The 17,936-nt window shown below is 48.9% G+C and carries 18 protein-coding genes and 2 pseudogenes; 8 read left to right on the forward strand and 12 right to left on the reverse strand.

Going from position 1 to position 17,936, the window contains the following annotated elements:
• Positions 1 to 246, forward strand: a pseudogene (locus NI21_RS16890) (ABC transporter ATP-binding protein); the annotation flags it as partial.
• A gap of 32 nt (positions 247 to 278) precedes the next feature.
• The gene (locus NI21_RS0109705; protein WP_033126049.1) at positions 279 to 1,007 is read left to right on the forward strand and encodes a hypothetical protein; all 729 of its coding nucleotides are present in this window, start codon (positions 279 to 281) and stop codon (positions 1,005 to 1,007) included.
• A gap of 85 nt (positions 1,008 to 1,092) precedes the next feature.
• Here the strand turns inward: NI21_RS0109705 and NI21_RS0109710 are convergent, their stop codons facing one another.
• From NI21_RS0109710 to NI21_RS0109720, 3 genes and pseudogenes are all read right to left on the reverse strand, one after another.
• Positions 1,093 to 1,446, reverse strand: coding sequence for a hypothetical protein (locus NI21_RS0109710; RefSeq protein ID WP_033126050.1), 354 nt, complete (start codon positions 1,444 to 1,446; stop codon positions 1,093 to 1,095).
• Between the two features lie 41 nt (positions 1,447 to 1,487).
• The gene (locus tag NI21_RS0109715) at positions 1,488 to 2,015 is read right to left on the reverse strand and encodes a UbiX family flavin prenyltransferase (RefSeq protein ID WP_369792791.1); all 528 of its coding nucleotides are present in this window, start codon (positions 2,013 to 2,015) and stop codon (positions 1,488 to 1,490) included.
• A gap of 67 nt (positions 2,016 to 2,082) precedes the next feature.
• Positions 2,083 to 2,670 (reverse strand): annotated as a pseudogene (locus tag NI21_RS0109720) (UbiD family decarboxylase); the annotation flags it as partial.
• Positions 2,671 to 2,971: 301 nt separating this feature from the next.
• On the opposite strand from NI21_RS0109720, the gene NI21_RS0109725 reads away from it, so the two are divergent.
• Positions 2,972 to 3,901, forward strand: a complete 930-nt coding sequence (locus NI21_RS0109725) for a LysR family transcriptional regulator (protein ID WP_033126053.1) — start codon at positions 2,972 to 2,974, stop codon at positions 3,899 to 3,901.
• On the opposite strand, the gene NI21_RS0109730 is transcribed toward NI21_RS0109725, so the two are convergent.
• From NI21_RS0109730 to NI21_RS0109740, 3 genes are all read right to left on the reverse strand, one after another.
• Positions 3,898 to 5,319: a DUF4153 domain-containing protein gene (locus tag NI21_RS0109730; RefSeq protein ID WP_197052621.1), complete on the reverse strand. Its 1,422-nt coding sequence runs from the start codon at positions 5,317 to 5,319 to the stop codon at positions 3,898 to 3,900. The two genes, NI21_RS0109725 and NI21_RS0109730, sit on opposite strands and share 4 nt — an antisense overlap.
• 109 nt (positions 5,320 to 5,428) lie before the next feature.
• Positions 5,429 to 5,656 carry a helix-turn-helix transcriptional regulator gene (locus NI21_RS0109735; RefSeq protein WP_033126054.1) on the reverse strand — a complete coding sequence of 76 codons (228 nt, stop codon included), beginning with the start codon at positions 5,654 to 5,656 and terminating at the stop codon, positions 5,429 to 5,431.
• Positions 5,657 to 5,691: 35 nt separating this feature from the next.
• Positions 5,692 to 6,144, reverse strand: coding sequence for a DUF2975 domain-containing protein (locus NI21_RS0109740; protein ID WP_033126055.1), 453 nt, complete (start codon positions 6,142 to 6,144; stop codon positions 5,692 to 5,694).
• 287 nt (positions 6,145 to 6,431) lie between these two features.
• On the opposite strand from NI21_RS0109740, the gene NI21_RS0109745 reads away from it, so the two are divergent.
• On the forward strand, positions 6,432 to 6,899 hold the full coding sequence (locus NI21_RS0109745; protein ID WP_033126056.1) for a C-GCAxxG-C-C family protein: 468 nt from the start codon (positions 6,432 to 6,434) through the stop codon (positions 6,897 to 6,899).
• A gap of 112 nt (positions 6,900 to 7,011) precedes the next feature.
• Here NI21_RS0109745 and gyrA read toward each other — a convergent pair whose 3' ends face one another.
• From gyrA to dnaA, 6 genes are all read right to left on the reverse strand, one after another.
• Positions 7,012 to 9,495, reverse strand: coding sequence for a DNA gyrase subunit A (gene gyrA / locus NI21_RS0109750; protein WP_033126057.1), 2,484 nt, complete (start codon positions 9,493 to 9,495; stop codon positions 7,012 to 7,014).
• A 14-nt stretch (positions 9,496 to 9,509) separates the two neighbouring features.
• Positions 9,510 to 11,444: a DNA topoisomerase (ATP-hydrolyzing) subunit B gene (gene gyrB, locus NI21_RS0109755; protein WP_033126058.1), complete on the reverse strand. Its 1,935-nt coding sequence runs from the start codon at positions 11,442 to 11,444 to the stop codon at positions 9,510 to 9,512.
• 9 nt (positions 11,445 to 11,453) lie between these two features.
• On the reverse strand, positions 11,454 to 12,551 hold the full coding sequence (gene recF, locus NI21_RS0109760; protein ID WP_033126059.1) for a DNA replication/repair protein RecF: 1,098 nt from the start codon (positions 12,549 to 12,551) through the stop codon (positions 11,454 to 11,456).
• Complete coding sequence (locus tag NI21_RS0109765; RefSeq protein WP_033126060.1) at positions 12,541 to 12,750, reverse strand: RNA-binding S4 domain-containing protein; 210 nt, start codon at positions 12,748 to 12,750, stop codon at positions 12,541 to 12,543. Before NI21_RS0109765 ends, recF begins: the two co-directional genes overlap by 11 nt.
• Positions 12,751 to 12,761: 11 nt before the next feature.
• A complete protein-coding gene (gene dnaN, locus NI21_RS0109770; protein ID WP_033126061.1) occupies positions 12,762 to 13,868 on the reverse strand; it encodes a DNA polymerase III subunit beta in 1,107 nt (368 codons plus the stop codon).
• A 309-nt stretch (positions 13,869 to 14,177) separates the two neighbouring features.
• Positions 14,178 to 15,554: a chromosomal replication initiator protein DnaA gene (dnaA, locus tag NI21_RS0109775; RefSeq protein WP_033126062.1), complete on the reverse strand. Its 1,377-nt coding sequence runs from the start codon at positions 15,552 to 15,554 to the stop codon at positions 14,178 to 14,180.
• A 420-nt stretch (positions 15,555 to 15,974) separates the two neighbouring features.
• Here dnaA and rpmH point away from each other — a divergent pair, with 420 nt between their 5' ends.
• The 4 genes from rpmH to NI21_RS0109795 all read left to right on the forward strand — a co-directional run bounded on the left by rpmH (position 15,975) and on the right by NI21_RS0109795 (position 17,880).
• A complete protein-coding gene (rpmH, locus tag NI21_RS0109780) occupies positions 15,975 to 16,109 on the forward strand; it encodes a 50S ribosomal protein L34 (protein WP_021859823.1) in 135 nt (44 codons plus the stop codon).
• Positions 16,110 to 16,155: 46 nt separating this feature from the next.
• Positions 16,156 to 16,500 carry a ribonuclease P protein component gene (gene rnpA, locus NI21_RS0109785; RefSeq protein WP_033126063.1) on the forward strand — a complete coding sequence of 115 codons (345 nt, stop codon included), beginning with the start codon at positions 16,156 to 16,158 and terminating at the stop codon, positions 16,498 to 16,500.
• Positions 16,501 to 16,521: 21 nt separating this feature from the next.
• Positions 16,522 to 16,734 (forward strand): membrane protein insertion efficiency factor YidD, encoded by a 213-nt coding sequence (gene yidD / locus NI21_RS0109790; protein ID WP_033126064.1) that lies wholly within the window; start codon positions 16,522 to 16,524, stop codon positions 16,732 to 16,734.
• Between the two features lie 72 nt (positions 16,735 to 16,806).
• Positions 16,807 to 17,880 (forward strand): YidC/Oxa1 family membrane protein insertase, encoded by a 1,074-nt coding sequence (locus NI21_RS0109795; protein WP_033126065.1) that lies wholly within the window; start codon positions 16,807 to 16,809, stop codon positions 17,878 to 17,880.
• Positions 17,881 to 17,936 lie beyond the last annotated feature (56 nt).

Consider the following 17,936-nt stretch of genomic DNA (forward strand, 5'->3'; position numbering starts at 1 on the left):
GAAATTCTGAAAAATCAGTCCAGGGACAGCATCCTGGAAAACAGCTGCACAGTGTCCGGAACCATCTCTCAGGTGGACGCCTATGTCTCCTCCCTGCCGGCTGGTGCGGAGGTGATCGGCTCAGACACGATCGGCGGGCTGAAGTCAGTCTACATCTGCGGCGATACGGGCTCTCGGATGCCTGAAGGTCTGGAGAGGTCAGCCATGGACCTGCAGAAGCTGTTTATCCAACTCACCTCTATGTAGCTGTATCTGATCTGAAAGGAGTGTTAAAGAGTATGAAAAAGATTTTGAAATATCAGTGTTTTGACCTTGCCAAGGCGCTTGTCGTCTACTATCTCGTCATCATCCTTATCATTGCTCTCGCTGTAGTCGGGCTGAACGTGACCGGCAGCACGAAGAGAGGCGGGCTTGGATTTTCCTCCGAGTTCTTCTGTTTCATCGTAGGGCTTTGCATGTTCCGGGAGTATTTCTACCTGTTTATGCAGAACAGCGTCTCCAGAAAGAAGATTTTCGCTGGCGCCTGCATGTGCCTTGTAGTCCTCAGCGCTGTCATGTCCATCATGGATGTGCTGGCCCTCCACGTGTTTGAGGCGCTGCCCGGCAGCAATATAACCTATATGACCCTCTCCTCCACACTCTACTATGGCTATATGACCAGTGCCGGCCCTGTGCTGCGCCTGCTGATAGAGCTGGTGATCACCTTCCTTCTCATGTACGCCTTCTTTGTGGTGGGGTATCTCATATCCATCTGCTTCTACCGCTCTCCCAAGTCCGGGAAGATCGGCATTGCGGTTGGGCTTCCCCTTCTGGTAGTCGGAGGCATCCCTGTCCTCATGGTGGCCTTCCCGGAAGTTTTTGCCAGACTGATGTCCCTCTTTCTCTTTTGCATGGGATATTCGGACACCTCCAACGGCAATCCCTTCATCGGGATGGTGTCGCTGACCGTCTTCTCCCTGGTCATTACTGGTATTAGCTACAGGGCTGTGAAAGGCGCCCAGATCTGAATTCTCACAAAATCATACAGATAGCCCTCCGGCTGATGATCAACATCGTATCCGGAGGGCTTTTTTACTGTAGGTTATCTTTTCTTTATATTTCAATCTCCTCCACAGCCCTCTGGACCTCTCCGATCTGCTCCTCTGTGATCCCGTCCACATGAAAGCCGCCGGTGCACACCACCGTGGCATTCCTGAACGCGGCCATCTTCTCTGCCAGGTACCGGCACAGATACTCGTCCTTGTGTCCTGTCACATTGATGACAGAGGCTGTGCTTCCAGGTCTCCCATCCCCCTTAAGGGAAGGGCGGGGAAGAGCCAGCACTGTACAGCCAATATGTGAACTGTCTCCTCCCTGGAGAAGTATATGATAATCTTTTCCAACCTTTGTAAACTTTATAGTTAATTTTGCAAAAGAGAGCTCTCTTTCTATCACTTTTTCTTCCATTTAAATTTTCCTCTAAGACATGCTTCTTCCGACTCTTCTGGCTAGATTCCCTCCCACCGGCGGTATCCCTCTGCCTCAATTCCAAAGGGCTCCACAAGCTTGGCGGCTATATGGTGTATCATATCCTGAATACACTCCGGCTTCTGGTAAAAGGTGAGCATAGGCGGAATGATCCGGACTCCCGGCATTCTGGACAGCTCATACATATTTCTCAGATGAATGGGGCTTAAGGGCGTCTCCCGTGCTGCCAGGACAAGAGACCGCTGCTCCTTGATGGTCACATCAGCGGCCCGGAGGATCAGGTTGTCCGCATAGCCGCCGCAGATGCCGGCCACTGTCTTCATGCTGCAGGGGACAATCAGCATCCCCGCCGTTCTGTAGGAGCCGCTGGCAGGCCCGGCCCCTGTTTCCTCCGGGCTGTACACCTGATCTGCCAGCTTCTCTATTTCTTCTTTTGTGCAGTCCAGCTCGTGCTCCATGGTGAGTACCGCGCTCCTGCTCATGATGAGGACTGACTCATACGCGGGCTCCTGACGGATCATCTGCAGACATTCCTGCAAAATCGGCATCCCACTTGCACCTGTAGCTGCAACGATAATTTTTTTCTTTCTCAATTCACTATTTTGCATCTTTCACCTATTTTTCTGGCTCTACGTCCATAAACCTTGCTCTCACGAACCGCTCCTTCTGATCGTAGGGTACTGTACAGTCAAAAATCGTCTTGCAGGCAATACCGTGATCCCTGATACTCGCCGAACAGGACGGGTCATTGGAGGGATCCAGCGGATGGCAGCGGACTCCTGGTATGGTAATAATGTCCGCATCTCCCTGAAACCTGGTGTTCATAGCCCAGAGCACATCATTGATGTCAAAGCAGTCCACATCCTCGTCCACAATGAACACATGCTTCAGTTCACTGAAGGCGGAGAAAGCAAGGAGAGCCGCCTGTCTCTGCCTTCCCTCATCACTTGGCGAGAGCTTCTGAAACTGGAGGACAGCCATATATTTTCCACCTCCCGGAGAAGCGCAGTACACATTCTTCAGCCTTCCCGGCATGGCCTTCTCGATCATGCCGTAAATGCTGGCCTCTGTGGGGATGCCCGCCATGGACACGTGCTCCTCGCTGGGTCCAATGCAGGTCTGCATGATGGGATCCTTCCTGTGAGTCACGGCTGTCACCTTAATGAGCCAGCACTGGTCGCTGGCAGGGCCTTCCTTTGTAGGGCGCATCACAGTCCCTCCTGCTCCCACATGTCTGTACACGCCGGAGAGTTCGGCCATGGGCTCTACTTCCGCATCTGTCTCGATCAGCTGTCCCGGTATGGATTTCAGAAGCGCCAGTGCGCTGCGAAGATCGTTTACTTTATTTTCCATTCCATTTCCTCCTGTTCATCCTGCATTTAATTTCCAGCTCTATTTTATCTGCTTTTCTGTATCCTATCAATTCAATTTGTGGTACAATTAATTCCAAAACGGAATGAATAATTTTATGCATATACATTTACACAGATAGAGGAGAATTTTCATGACCTTTGATCAGATCCAAGATTTTATTGCGGTTGTAGAAAATAATACATTTTTTGAGGCAGCTGAAAAGCTCCACATCACCCAGTCCGCTCTCTCCAAACAGATCATGAAGCTGGAAAAAGAGCTGGATGTAAAGCTTCTCGACAGAAGCCGCCGCAGGGCATCTGTCACTGAGGCAGGTAAGATTTTCTATCAGGACTGTCTCAGGCTTTCGGATGAATATAAAAATTCGTTGGAGCACCTGGCTCCCTACCGCCGCCTGAAAGAGCAGACATTGTGTCTTGGCACGCTCCCCATTCTTCCACTGTACCACCTGACTGGCAAATTCAGAGAATTTTCAGAAAAATACCCTGACATCCGGTTGACTCTCGAGGAGGTGGCGGAGCCAGACCTCCTTCCCGGACTTTTAAACGGGAAATATACTCTGATTATCTCCAGGAAAAATATGGTGGAGAATTTGCATGCTTCTGTCTTTCCCCTTGCGGATGACCACCTCTTTGCTGTCCTGCCGGACAGTGAGCCACTTTGTCGGAAGCTGGGCTTCTCGTCAGAGCTTTGCAGGGAGCTTTTTTCCCCATGTCCTTCTCCTCTTTCTCTTGACACTCTGGCGCAGATGCCTCTCATTTTGATGAACCGCTATACGTCCGTCTTTCAATTCTGCACCGGGCTTTTCCAGAGCCGCGGCATCCCTCCCACTATTGTCCGCACCGGAAGGGTGGAGTCCATCATAAGCGCCGTCTCCATCGGCGAGGGGGTCAGTCTCCTGCCCGGGAGTAATTTTGAAATTTTCCACCATGAAAACGTTCGTCTTGTTCCACTTAAGGAGGATACGGCTATTCCGGTGGTCATGTGCATGAAAAAGGGCGGACACATCACGCCCGCCCAGGAGAAATTAATTAATTTTTTTCAGAAACACTCTCCGGCTTAATCCTCTCCACCTTCGTGATCCACATCCCGGGGTGAGAGCCTGGATGCCTTCCACACGGAAAAGTTGTATTCTCTTGGACTTCTTCTGTCCATGTCCTGCTGTGCCCGCCTGAAATACTGCCAATGAATATTTTCCACCATTCTCTCTGTGTAAAGTCCGTCTGAGTAGTCCAGTTCTCCCACATTAATTTCTGCCAGAGCCGGCGCCGCGTCATAGGAGGATGTGTCCAGCATATAGACCGCATCAGCAGCGGTCATCTGTTCCATCGTACGGATATTGTAGGATGCAGCCAGATAATCCGGATGCAAAAAGGACAGCAGGATATATCCGCAGGAGACGGTAGCTGTCACAAATCTGAATAACGAAAAATTTTCTTTATAAACAAAAATCACTACTCCCATCATCATGACCATATTTAGTATCAAAAACCAGAGCACAAGAATTCGAAGAAATGTCATGTGATACACACGCACATACATGAACATTCTGTACATGGCAGATACATTCATGATAAAGGTACATCCGCATATGATCGTCAGTATAATCTTTAAAATTCTGTTTTTCTGAAATGCATATACAACCGAAATAACAAGGATGAGATTGATGATGCCCACAAAAAGCAGCTGCCAGAATCCCTCCCGGGCATAGCTCGCGTATGTAACGCCATCCGGAAGTCCGCCCTCATTTTTCAAAAAAAGAACATAAATCTGGACGCAGCAGTACAGTACGTATACAGCAGCCAGGATTGCAGTAAAGGTGATGCCTGTGACCGCCTCGTAATTTTTCTTTTCCCTCTCCTTTTTCCTGCATCCTCCGGATGCAAAGGCGCAGAAGACGCCATAGATAAGCAGCACACCAAAGAGGGTCATGCACACCATTCCCACAACAGAGCTAATATTCAGGTTTTCCGGCATCCGGAAAATCTGTTCAAAAATACCTGCAAACACCCGGTCTGAGCTTGCAAGGAGCGGAAAGATGACCACAAGCAGAAGAGCCGCGATCGCAATCCCTGTCACCATGGAGCTCATTTTCTCCTTTCTCTTCCTTTCCTGATCACTTTCCTCCCCCATTTTCTCCATCATTTCCACACTTCCCTTTCTCCAGGTCTTGATGTGAAAGATATGAAAGGAATAGAGCACAGTCTTGACTCCCATGACCAGGATCGCTCTCAGGTAAGCAGAAAACTGCCACTCCTCATCTCCACAGAAGCAGCGGATCATTCCCGCCATAAAGAGGAGCATGATCCCCGTCCAGTTAAAAACCACGAGAAATCCCGAGTCCGTCATCACTGTGGAAACTCCAAGAAGGAGAATTCCCAGGCCATAGGGGAAAAATTCTCTCCTGCAGGACATCCCCAGTCTGTCAAAAAAGAGAAATGCAATTCCCACTGTCATGACCGCATGCAGTAAAAAAGCCATTCCGTTTAGATTTTTATAACAAAAGGCAGTAAACAGGACTCCATATAAAAGACTCATTCCTGCAAAATACCGATTATTTTCTACAAATTTACCTGCTTCGTCCATTCTTTTACTCCACCTCCTGCTCTTCTTCGTCCGGGACATATTTCAGAATATCTCCCGGCTGGCAGCCAAGCTCTCTGCATAGGGCATCCAGTGTTGTAAATCTGACTGCCTTTGCCTTGTTATTTTTCAGGATAGACAGGTTTGCCATGGTAATATCTATCCTCTCAGACAGCTCCTTGACTCCCATCTTTCTCTGTGCCATGACCACATCCAAATCGATCACGATCGCCATTTTTTGCCACCTCCTGCTGCTTATTCTCCGTTTCATTATATAGTCAGGTCATTTTCCTCCTTATACCGGACCGCCTCATCGAAGACCTGTGACAGAACCTGGCTGAACAGCGCTGCCACGAAAAAGATAACCACAATCACCACGGTCGCAATAGTGGGCACAAAGAACATTTCAACAAGAAACGCCGCTGAGATACAGAGACTGAAGCCTGTCATCAGTCGCAGGCTCTTCACGTTCGCATACACAAAGCAGGAGCCGTTTACCACAGTCCTCATCATCTTCCGAAGCTGCCCCACAATCAATATTCCGAATATTCCGGAAACTGCCAGCGTAAGCAGCATGGGAACATACTGCTCCAGTATAACAGCCTCATAGTACCTTCCCGCCAGCTTCAGCGTCCACGGAAGCGTCACCACAACTACAATTCCCGAATAAAACATAAAATCCAGAATCAGCTTTGTGGCCCTGACAATCTTTTCATTTCTCATACGTCTATCTCTCCCTTCCACATTTCTTTTTATCTTGATTTCCATTTTGACCTGTTACTTTCTAAGAGGAATATAACACATGATAGATTGAATTTCAATATTTATTTATTGTTTATCGATATTTTTTGGTTTCAATTGTAGATTAATTGCAACAATACAGGGGAGATGATACACAATAGGGCAGGGGTAACTGCAATTGGGGACGTAATATTTTTGCAAAATATTACGTCCCCAATTGCAGTTTTTCCCCCTCCGTCCTATAATATCTACAAAAGGAGGTTTTTTCTATGAATACATCGATCGATATGGAGAAATTGAGGGAAGATGCCGTACATATTTTCAACTCCGGCTTCACCTGTTCAGAGTCTGTTATCTACGCTATCAAGAAAAATTTTGAGCTTGAGATGTCTGACGACGCGATTGCCATAAGCTCCGGATTTCCGTGGGGGCTTGGCGGAGCGGGCTGCATCTGCGGCGCTCTGGCTGGCGGAACCATGTGCATCGGCTACTTTTACGGGCGCACAGAGCCGGGAGATCCCCGCAATCAGCTCTGCTTCAAGCTCTGCAATGAACTCCATGACTTTTTTAAAGAAAATTACGGAGCCGCCTGCTGCCGTGTGCTGACTAGGGGAATGGAAAAGCAGTCTCCTGAGAGAAAGGCACACTGCACAAAAATGGTTTCCGGAACGGTTGTAAAGACTGCGGAAATCATTCTGGCAAACCTGAAGGACAGCAGGTTTCAGGACGTCTGTTAGTCAGACACGCAAATATAAAGGACTGGCACGAGCAATTCCCAATGCTGTGTCAGTCCTTTCATTTGTCTATTTCAGAGCTGTTTTTACAAATTGTTCTAGTAACTGCTCGCCCTTACTCATTTTCCTGCTCTTCAGTCGTCTCCTCTTCCTCCTCGTCGCCCTGTCTCACTTTCGCGATGCTGGCAACCTTATCATTTTCCTGTAAATTTATTAATTTTACACCTGAGGTTATTCTTCCAAGTATGGAGATGCTGCTACATCTCATGCGGATCACGATTCCCTCTGTGTTGATGACCATGATCTCGTCCTCTTCATCCACAGCCTTGATGCCTACCACATTTCCTGTCTTCTCAGTTATCTTGTAGCATTTCACACCTTTTCCGCCTCTGTTCTGGGGGGAGAATTCCTCCATGGCGGTGCGCTTGCCCATTCCCTTTTCAGACACGATCAAAAGGTGGCTTCCCTGGGAGTCAAGCTGCATTCCGATAACCTCATCGTGGTCTGTCAGGTTCATTCCTCTTACACCCATAGAGGTCCTTCCCGTAGGACGCACGTCAGTCTCGTGGAAGCGGATACACTGCCCGTATTTTGTGGCTAATATGATATCCTTCTGATCATCTGTATACTTCACCTCTATCAGCTCGTCGTCATCCCGAAGCGTGATAGCCGCAAGCCCTGTCTTTCTCACATTGGCATATTCTTTGATAGGTGTCTTCTTCACAAGCCCTCTCCTTGTGGCCATGAAGAGGTACTCACCATCCCTGTACTCGTCAATCGGGATGACGGCCGTGATCTTCTCCTCCGGCTGGAGCTGCAGAAGATTGATGATAGCCGTTCCTCTGGCAGTCCTTCCTGCCTCGGGTATCTCATAGCCTTTCATCCTGTACACCCGGCCCGTGTTTGTAAAGAACATGATATAGTCATGGGTGTGCGTCATAAAGAGCTCTTCCACATAGTCAGAATCTATTGTCTGCATGCCCTTTATGCCTTTTCCTCCTCTGTGCTGGGATTTAAATGTATCCTCAGACATGCGCTTGATATAGCCAAGCTTTGTCATGGTGATGACCACATTTTCCTTTGGGATCAGATCCTCCATAGAGATATCAAACTCATCGTAGCCGATCTTCGTCCTTCGGTCATCTCCGTACTTGTCCTTGATGACAAGGATTTCCTCCTTTATGACGCCCAGGAGGACCTTTCTGTCGGCCAGGATCGCCTTCAACTCGCCGATGCGCTTCATCAGCTCATTGTATTCGTTCTCCAGCTTCTCTCTCTCCAGACCTGTCAGAGCCCGCAGACGCATGTCCACGATAGCCTGGGACTGTGCGTCCGAGAGGTCGAAGCGCTTCATCAGCTCCGCCTTTGCCTCCTGCACGTTGGCAGAGCTGCGGATGATCTGTATCACCTCGTCGATATGGTCCAGGGCGATGAGCAGTCCCTGGAGGATGTGGGCTCTCTCCTCCGCTCTGTTCAGCTCATACCGGGTTCTTCTCGTCACGACCTCCTCCTGGTGCTGCAGATAGCAATTCAGCATATCCAGAAGGTTCATGACTTTAGGCTCGTTGTTGACAAGAGCAAGCATGATGACGCCGAAGGTATCCTGGAGTTGGGTGTGCTTGTAGAGCTGATTTAAGATCACATTGGCGTTGGCATCTCTTCTGAGCTCAATGCACACTCTCATGCCTTCCCGGCTGGACTGGTCGCTCAGTTCTGTGATGCCGTCAATCTTCTTATCCCTCACAAGCTCGGCTATCTTCTCGATGAGCCTTGCCTTGTTCACCATGTATGGAAGCTCTGTGACAATGATACGGCTCTTGCCGTTTGGCATGGTCTCAATATCCGTCACGGCCCGAACCCTAATCTTGCCACGTCCTGTCCGGTAGGCCTCCTCGATTCCCCTTGTTCCCAGGATGGTGGCTCCTGTCGGGAAATCCGGTCCCTTTATGATCTGCAGGATTTCCTCCATTGTGGTGGTCTCTTTGTCCCCAATCTGGTCATCAATGATCTTCACCACCGCGTCAATGACCTCGCGGAGGTTGTGGGGCGGGATGTTGGTGGCCATTCCCACGGCAATACCGGATGTTCCATTCACAAGGAGATTGGGAAATCTGGACGGCAGGACAGTAGGCTCCTTCTCCGTCTCGTCGAAGTTGGGCTTAAAATCTACCGTGTCCTTGTTGATGTCCGCTGTCAGCTCCATGGAAATCCTGCTTAAGCGGGCCTCCGTGTACCTCATGGCAGCCGCGCCATCCCCGTCCACAGAGCCGAAGTTTCCGTGTCCGTCCACAAGAGGATACCTGGTAGACCAATCCTGAGCCATATTTACCAGTGCTCCATAGATGGAGCTGTCCCCGTGGGGATGATATTTACCCATCGTGTCGCCGACAATACGGGCACATTTCCTGTGGGGCTTGTCGGGACCGTTGTTCAGCTCGATCATGGAGTACAGTATCCTTCTCTGCACCGGCTTCAGACCGTCTCTCACATCCGGAAGAGCTCTGGAAGCAATAACACTCATGGCGTAGTCGATGTAAAATTTCTCCATTCTCTCTTTCAGATCTACTTCCTGGACTTTATCAAAAATATTATCTTCCATTGTCCTCTACCTTTCTATACGTCCAGATTTTGCACGTATTTTGCATTTTCCTCTATGAACTCACGCCTTGGCTCCACCTTATCCCCCATCAGGGTGGTAAATGTCAGATCCAGCTCGGATGTGGTCTCCTCGTCCATAGTCACTCTCATCAGGATGCGGTGATGGGGATCCATAGTCGTCTCCCAGAGCTGGTCCGCATCCATCTCTCCCAGACCCTTGTAGCGCTGTATCTTATTATTTGTATCTCTTCCCACTTCCCGGAGGATGGAGTCCAGCTCCTCGTCGCTGTAAGCGTACCAGACCTTTTTGTTTTTCTCCAGCTTGTAGAGAGGCGGCTTTGCCAGATATACATATCCCTGCTTGATCAGCTCCGGCATAAACCTATACATAAATGTCAGGAGAAGCGTGCTTATGTGAGCGCCGTCCACATCCGCGTCTGTCATGATGATGATCTTGTGGTACCGCAGCTTGGAAATATCAAAATCCTCATGTATGCCTGTCCCGAATGCTGTTATCATGGCCTTTATCTCCGCGTTGGCGTAGATCTTGTCCAGGCGTGCCTTCTCCACGTTCAGGATTTTTCCCCTGAGAGGAAGGATAGCCTGGGTAGCCCTGTCCCTGGCTGTCTTGGCGGATCCGCCGGCGGAGTCCCCCTCCACGATATAAATCTCGCAGTTGGCCGGGTCCTTGTCAGAGCAGTCGGCCAGCTTTCCCGGAAGGGACATGCCGTCCAGGGCTGATTTACGCCTGGTCAGGTCCCTTGCCTTTCTGGCCGCCTCCCTGGCCCTCTGGGCAAGAACGGATTTCTCCACTGTGGTCTTTGCGATCGTCGGATTCTGCTCTAAGTAAATCTCCAGCTGCTTGCTCACTACATTGTCCACAGCGCCTCTCGCCTCGCTGTTCCCAAGCTTCTGCTTTGTCTGTCCCTCAAACTGGGGCTCCTCTATCTTGACACTGACGATGGCTGTCAGTCCCTCTCTGATATCCTCTCCGGAAAGATTTGGCTCGCTGTCTTTGAGCAGCTTATTCTTTCTCGCATAGTCGTTAAATGTCTTGGTCAGGGCGTTTCGGAAGCCCACAATGTGGGTTCCTCCCTCCGGTGTGGTGATGTTGTTTACAAACCCGTAGGTATTGTCTGTGTAGGAATCATTGTGCTGCATGGCCACTTCCACCTGCACATTGTTCACCATGCCCTCGCAGTAAATGACATCCTCATAGAGGGGCGTGCTGCTCCGGTTCAGGTAGGTGACAAACTCCTTGATGCCCCCCTCATAGTGGAACTCCTTTTCCACGGGTCCCTCCTCCGGCCTGTCATCTGTGAGGATGATCCTGAGGCCTCTGGTGAGGAAGGCCATCTCCCGCAGTCTCCTCTTGAGCACGTCAAAATCAAAAACTGTCTCCTCAAATATGGTGTCATCAGGGAGAAAGGTGACCTTTGTGCCGCTCCTTCCCTCCTCGCAGTCCCCCGCGATTTCCAGCTTGTTCATGACTTTTCCGCGCTCGTATCTCTGTCTATAGATTTTTCCTTCATGAAAGATCTCCACTTCCAGCCAGTTGGAGAGGGCGTTCACAACAGAGGCTCCCACACCGTGGAGACCGCCGGACACCTTGTATCCTCCGCCGCCGAATTTTCCGCCTGCGTGGAGTACAGTAAAGACAACCTCCACCGCCGGAATGCCCGCCTTGTGGTTGATCCCCACCGGGATGCCGCGGCCATTGTCTGTCACAGTGACTGAATTGTCCTTGTTTATCTGCACATGGATCTTATCGCAGAAGCCTGCAAGGGCTTCATCCACAGAGTTGTCCACTATCTCATAGACAAGATGGTGGAGTCCCCTTGCCGATGTACTTCCAATATACATTCCCGGGCGCTTTCTGACAGCCTCCAGCCCCTCAAGGATCTGGATCTCGTCCGCCCCATACTCGTGCTGTACCTTTTCTGTACTCATAATCTCCTCCTAGTTTTCCATGGTCACATGTCCCTGATGGACATGAAATACTTTGTTTATAGAAAATCGATGATTTACAAATTCATCAACACCCGTGCAGGTGATGAGAGCCTGTATATCGTGGATGTTGTCCAGTAAATAGTTTTGCCTGTATTTGTCAAGCTCAGACAGGACATCGTCAAGAAGCAGGACGGGCGTATCTTTTGTGAGCAGTCTCACAAGCTCTATCTCGGAAAGCTTCAGGGACAGAGCCGCTGTCCTCTGCTGACCCTGGGAGCCGAATTTTCGGATATCGATACCATTTGTCATAAAGCATATATCATCCCTGTGGGGACCGCAGCCGGTGCTGCGCATCCGCAGGTCCCTCTCCCTCCCTCTTCGCAGGGCCTCCTGGAGAGGCTGCCCCTTTGTGTCCGGCTCGTACTTCACCTCTATGTTCTCCTGTCCGCCGGTGAGTCTTCTGTGTATGTCAGAAATAATATCATTTACCTGGATCACAAATTTTTTTCTCGCCTTTATGATCTTCTCGCCGTACCCGGCCAGCTGCATATCCCAGATGTCAAGAGTTTCCGCAAGAGAACTGCCCGCCGCCTCCTGGCGGGCCAGATCCTTGAGCAGATGATTTCTCTGGTTCACGATGCGGTTGTAGTTTGATAAATTGCTCAGATATACTTTGTCGAGCTGGGAGAGCTCAAGATCTATAAATCTCCTTCTCTCCGAGGGCCCGTTTTTGATAATGTTCAGATCCTCCGGAGAAAAGAAAACAATGTTGACAATGCCAAATAGTTCACTGGCCTTGCGGATCGGCATCTTGTTGACTGCTATGCCCTTGGGACTGTTTTTCTTGAGATGGATGTCGATCTGATAGGGTATTCCCCTCTTCTCCACCACAGCCTCAATGTGGGACTCCTCCTGGCCGAAACGGATCATGTCCCTGTCCCTTGTGCCCCTGTGGGATTTGGTAGTGCCGCACATGTAGACGGCCTCCAGTATATTGGTCTTTCCCTGGGCGTTGTTCCCGTAAAAAATGTTGGTAGAGCCGCTCGGCTCCAGCTTCAGGAGCTCATAATTTCTGAAATCCTTAAGCTTTAAAGATCTAATCTTCAATTTTCACTTCTTCTCCGTTATAAGAAACAATGTCTCCCGGGTAGAGCTTCTTTCCTCGCCGTGTGTCTGTCTGGCCGTTCACCTTCACAAGCCCCTCCTGGATGACCTCCTTGGCCTCCACGCCGGACTCCACAAGACCGGCAGCCTTCAGGGCCTGCCCCAGCTTGATAAACTCATCTCTTAGATGTAAAACCTGCATAGTCTTCACTCCTAAATCGCGTTAAAATTGACAGGAAGGATCAGGTAGATATAGCTCTCTGTCTCGTCCTTGATAAAGCAGGGCGCCTTCGCGTTCATGAGATAGAGATCCACCTCCTCGTCATCGATGACCCTGAGGGCGTCGATGAGGAATTTGGGGTTAAAGCCGATCATCAGATCCTTTCCCTCCTTGGTGATCATGATGTCCTCGTTCATGGAGCCGAACTGAGATTTGATCCGCAGCTCCATCACATCGTCTCCGATATTGATGATAATGGGCTTCTTGTCTCCCTCCTTGACGAGCAGAGTAGCCCTGTCGATGCAGTTCAGGAAATCTCTCTTGTTGATCCGCACCTTAGTCTCATAGTCGCTGGAGAGCATTTGATCGATCTTAAAATACTCTCCCTCGATCAGGCGGGACACGACAACCGTCCTGTCAAACTCAAACACAATATGATTGCCGGTAAAATACATGCTTACCTGGCTCTCCGCCTCGCCGGAGAGAATCTTGCTGATCTCCATGAGGGTCTTGCCGGGGACAACGATCTTGTGGTCCTGGCACTCCTCCTTCAGCTCGATCTTTCGTATAGAAATGCGGTGTCCATCCAAGGATACCACTCTGAGAACGCCGTCCTTGATCTCAAAGAGCTCTCCTGTCATGAGCTTGTTGCTCTCGTTGTCAGCGATGGAGAAAATAGTCTGGCGGATCACTTCCTTCAGGGTAAACTGGGAAATGGTCACTGTCTCTGTCTTTTCGATGACAGGGAGATAGGAGAAATCATCTCCGGATCTTCCCATAATATCGAACTTGGCCTTTTCGCAGGTGATGGTCATCTGATCCTTCTCATCTGTCTCTATAACAATATCGCTGTCTGGCAGCTTGCGGACGATCTCTGAAAAGATTTTTGCGTCTATGGCGATCATTCCGTGTTCTCTGATATCTCCGTCTATCTCAGTCTGGATACCCAGCTCCATATCGTTGGCCGTCAGCCTGATAATATCAAGTGTGGCATCGATCAGTATACATTCAAGGATAGGCATGGTCGTCTTGGACGGCACTGCCTTGGATACGATTCCGACTCCCTTTGCAAGATCTGCTTTGCTGCATATGATTTTCATATCTGTGTATAACTCCTTTCGCGCGCCTGTATATAGATAAATATATAATAGATTTTCCGTCTTCTCCGTAGTAGGGCTTGGGATAGAGTGGAAAAGTACCGCAAGCCCAGTGTCTGTAAGCATTACACGGTTTTGAAAAAATGGTGGAAACCATAAAATTTACATGTGGAAGGAGGTGGGAAAACTTTTTTGTGTTTTTGAAAAAGGAATGGTTGATTTCCACTGTACACATCCTGTCCACATGGTTTTTCACAGCCTTTCCACAGGTTGTCCACATTTATCCCCATCCTGTCAGTGTATCTGTGTATATCAGACAGGATTGATTTTTTTCTTTATAATGTCAATGGTGTTGCTGAGACTCTCGTTCTCCTTGATCTCAGCCTGGATCTTCTTAATTCCGTGGTTGATGGTGGAGTGGTCCTTTCCTCCAAGGACGATTCCCATCACCTTCAGGGAGGCTGTTGTCATCTCACGGCACAGATACATGAAGATCTGCCGGGGGATGGCGATCTCAGCCGTCCGCTTGCTGCTCTTGAGATCTGCGATGCTGATGCCGAAGTGCTCGGACACAACGTCCAGGATCAGCTCCGGCGTCACCTCTCTGTTGGCCTGGGAGGAGATGATGTCCTTCAGAGCCTCCGCAGCGAGGGGAATGTCGATCTGCTCCTGGTTGTTCTGGAGCTTGTAGAGGGCGATCAGCTTGTTCAGGGATCCCTCCAGCTCACGGATGTTCGTCTTTACATTGGTGGCGATGTACTCCAGCACATCGTCGGGAATATTGTACTTCTGCAGAGAGTCCATCTCGATCTTCTTCTGCAGGATGGCCATCCTCGTCTCGTAGTCCGGGGCGGAAATGTCCGCGATCAGTCCCCACTCAAAACGGGTGCGCAGCCTTGCCTCCAGTGTCTCGATGTCCTTCGGGGGACGGTCACTGGAGATGATGATCTGCTTTCCAGCTGTGTGGAGGTGGTTGAAGGTGTGGAAGAACTCTTCCTGCGTACTCTCTTTTCCTATAATAAACTGAATATCGTCTATCAGAAGAACGTCGTTGTTGCGATATTTATCGCGAAAATCCGACATGGAATTCTCCTTTGGATTTTTCAGCGCCTGGATCAGCTCGTTCGTAAATGTCTCGCTGGTTACATACAGAACCTTCTTTTTTGGATTTTTATCCAGTATAAAATGAGCCACCGAGTGCATCAGATGGGTCTTGCCCAGTCCCACGCCTCCGTAGAGGAACAGAGGATTGTAAACCTCTCCCGGGGACTCAGCCACTGCCAGGGAAGCGGCGTGGGCGAAGCTGTTGTTCCCGCCCACCACAAAGGTGTCAAATGTATATTTGGGGTTAAGCCCTGCCTTCTGAGCGGCCGTCTTTGTGCGTTTTTTCTCGGAAGCCTTGGAAGCCATCTCCATGATCTCGTCCAGGCGGTCGTCATCTTCCGACACAAGAACGACCTCGAATTCCTTCTCCGTGATCTCGGCAATGGAAACCTTCAGCGGGAGTCTGTACTTTTTATCAATGTACTCAACGCTGGCGTTCATATTGACAAGAATGAAAACCGTATGATCTACTACTTTATATACCTTCAGAGGCTTGATCCAGGTGTTGAAGGACACGTTGGAGAGCTCGTGCTCCACTCTGAGGTGTTCGATAATTTCCGGCCATTTTTCTTCTACGATGTTCATTACAAAATAACTCCTAATCTAACATACATTTCATGCATTGTATCATATGCTTATTCTAATCTATTTTACATCAAAATAAGGTATTAGGCAATGAGAAATCGGGGTGGATAAGTTTTGGAAAATGAAAAAATGCCTAAAACAGAGCCTTTCAGCTTTGAAATCCACACAAAAATTGTGGTTATCCACATAATTTTGAAAAGATATCCACATTTTGTTGATAACTTTTCTTTCTATATTATATAATGCCAGGCGCAAAGGGGCTGAACCAGGATGAGCCCGGCAGGAGGCCGGCGAAAGGAAAAACTTCATGAAATCATCGGTTTTGCTTGACTTCACGGGATTTATTGAATATAATCAAAACTGATGTCTAAGAAAAGTGCGGGAGTATTCCTGTGTAAAATATAAGGGAGGTGGATATCTATGAAAATGACATTCCAGCCAAAAAAGAGACAGAGAGCCAAGGTTCATGGTTTCAGATCCAGAATGAGCACAGCAGGCGGAAGAAAGGTTCTTGCTGCAAGAAGAGCTAAAGGAAGAAAAAAATTATCAGCGTAGGCCGCATTATTGTGGCCTTTTCTTCTCTTAAAATCAGGAGATGAAAATGAAATTTTCCGAATCACTGAAAAAGAACAGAGATTTTCAGCATGTCTACAAAAACGGAAGATCCAATGCCAACCGGTATCTGGTCATGTATGTAACAGATAATGGTCTTGAAAAAAACAGATTGGGGATCTCCGTCAGCAAGAAGGTTGGCAACAGTATTGTCAGGCACAGACTGACAAGGTTGATACGTGAAAGCTATCGTCTGAATGAAGAATTGTTCCCATGCGGTAAAGATATAGTGGTCATAGCCAGAGCGGCGGCGAAAGGGAAAGGCTGCCGTGAAATTGAAAGCGCACTCCTGCATCTGGGGCGCCTTCACAGGATGATACAGATAAATCAATAAAATAAAACGGAGTGATGTATCGTGAAAAAGATTTTGATAGGTCTGGTGAGAGTTTATCAGAAATATCTGTCTCCTCTCAAGGGACATTCCACTTGTATCTATTTTCCTACATGCTCCCAGTATGCGGTGGAGGCAATCGAAAAGTACGGGGCGCTCAAGGGAGGGCTTCTGGCTGTCTGGAGGATACTCCGCTGCAATCCTTTTTCAAAAGGAGGCTACGATCCGGTTCCGTAGCCAGCACAAAATAACAGGTAAGAAAATGCAGGCTGGGGTGATTTGACCCTTGCGAACGGAGGAAAAGAAAATATGGAAGGTGTAGTATTGACAGCCGCGAACTGGCCCATCATAGGGCAGATCGCGGATCTGCTCGGTATAGTCATGAATTTTATCTATGAGATACTGGATAAAATTCTCCCCTCAGACGTAGGTCTGGTAGGATTGTCGATCATTCTGTACACAATACTCGTGTATATGATCATGATGCCGCTTACCATTAAGCAGCAGAGAACATCCAAGATGACTACGGTCATGAACCCTGAACTTCAGGCAATCCAGAAAAAGTACAAGAACAAGAGAGATCAGGCATCCCAGATGAAGATGCAGGAGGAGATGCAGCAGGTATATGACAAATACGGAACATCCATGACAGGAGGATGTCTCCCCATGCTCCTGCAGATGGTACTGCTGTTCTCACTGTACCCGGTGGTTTACCAGATGGAGAAATATGTACCTGCCATCAAGGACGCTCCGGCGGATGTGCAGAAATTCCTGACCATTCCGGATTTGTCCCTGTCACCTATGCAGATGTTTGCTGACAGAGCGCAGATCTCTGAGCAGTTCGGCGTGTCGGCAGTGGTACTTGTCATCACAGCTATCGCCCTTCCGGCTATATCTGTCCTGACACAGTTCCTGAGCATGAAGCTCTCACAGGCTCTCTCTGGACAGGCTATGGACAAGGACAACCCGATGTACAGCACCATGAGGACAATGAACATTACGATGCCTCTGTTCTCACTGTTTGTCGTTGTATCACTTCCGGCTGGTCTCGGTCTTTACTGGATCATCAGCGCCGTGGTAAGATGTCTGCAGCAGATATTTATCAACAAACACCTGAAGAAGATATCTGTGGACGAGCTCATCGAGAAAAATAAAGAGAAGGCTGCCAAGAAGCGTGAGAAGAGGGGCGAAAGGGCAGAGAAGATCAATGCCATGGCCCAGACAAACACGAGAAGCATCCAGAGCAAGGCAAAGACATCTGTACAGACAGACAAGGCGAAGGAAGAGAAGCTTCAGAAGGCTGCCAACAACAAAAACACGGCAAAAGAAGGAAGTCTTGCTTCCAAGGCAAATCTGGTCAAAAAGTACAACGAAAATAATTAGAACATAAGAAGGGACTTTTTCTTAGATGAAGAGGTCCCTCTAAGTGGATATAGGGA

It is taken from the genome of Eubacterium sp. ER2 (genome assembly GCF_000765215.1).
GTDB classification, from domain to species: Bacteria; Bacillota; Clostridia; order Lachnospirales; family Lachnospiraceae; genus Claveliimonas; species Claveliimonas intestinigallinarum.